Annotated in this window: 1 protein-coding gene; it reads left to right on the top strand. The window is 53.7% G+C overall.

The window, feature by feature from the left end:
• Nucleotides 1-791, top strand: a 791-nt coding sequence (locus tag NP596_RS21685; RefSeq protein WP_371927999.1) for a calcium-binding protein, incomplete at both ends; no start/stop codon positions are given.

A 791-nucleotide genomic window follows, 5' to 3' on the forward strand; every position in this document is an offset into this window, starting at 1 on the left:
GACAACAGCGCTTCAGGAACACTGGGCGATATCGCGATCATCTCGGGGAATATTACCCAATATGCAGTCGTTCGGGACACAGTTGACCCCGATGCTATTCAAGTCAGGCAGCTTAGCGGGTCTGAAGTTGATGTTCTGAAAAACATCGAGACGCTTCGGTTCAATAATGGTGATGTCGATGTTTCCACGCGCAATATCGGTGAAATTGTTGAAGGTACGGCGAGTGGCGACAGCCTGTCCGGAACAGCGGGGGATGATCTGCTTGTTGGTGGAGCTGGCGACGATACGCTTACGGCGGGCGAAGGCTCCGACACCTTAATTGGCGGGGAGGGTAATGACCTTCTAGACGGTAAGAGCGATGATGTGGCGTATTTTTCAGCGCCGAGCACGCAATTCACTTGGGTTCAGATTACCAGTGGTGCTCAATCGGGTGGTTGGCAGGTTACCGATACCTCGGGAACGTTCGGTGTTGATAGCGTTGTTGGTATCTCAACGCTTCGCTTCACCGATATGGATGTTCGTATAGGCCCAGTACCAGGGCAAGTTATCGATGGCACGAATTTCGATGATGCATTAGATGGTACGGTGGGTGATGACACGCTGACTGGTTTTGATGGCAACGACATTCTCAATGGTTTTCGCGGTGGCGACACGTTGCTGGGCGGGCCAGGCAACGATGTTCTCGATGGTGGCGCGGATAACGATACGCTCGACGGTGGAGACGATGACGACCGGCTGATCGGCGGTACGGGCGTTGACAAGCTGATGGGTGGTTTGGGTTCGGATCGACT

The sequence above is a fragment of the Methylomonas rivi genome (assembly GCF_024505165.1).
In the GTDB taxonomy this organism is placed as follows: Bacteria; Pseudomonadota; Gammaproteobacteria; order Methylococcales; family Methylomonadaceae; genus Methylomonas; species Methylomonas rivi.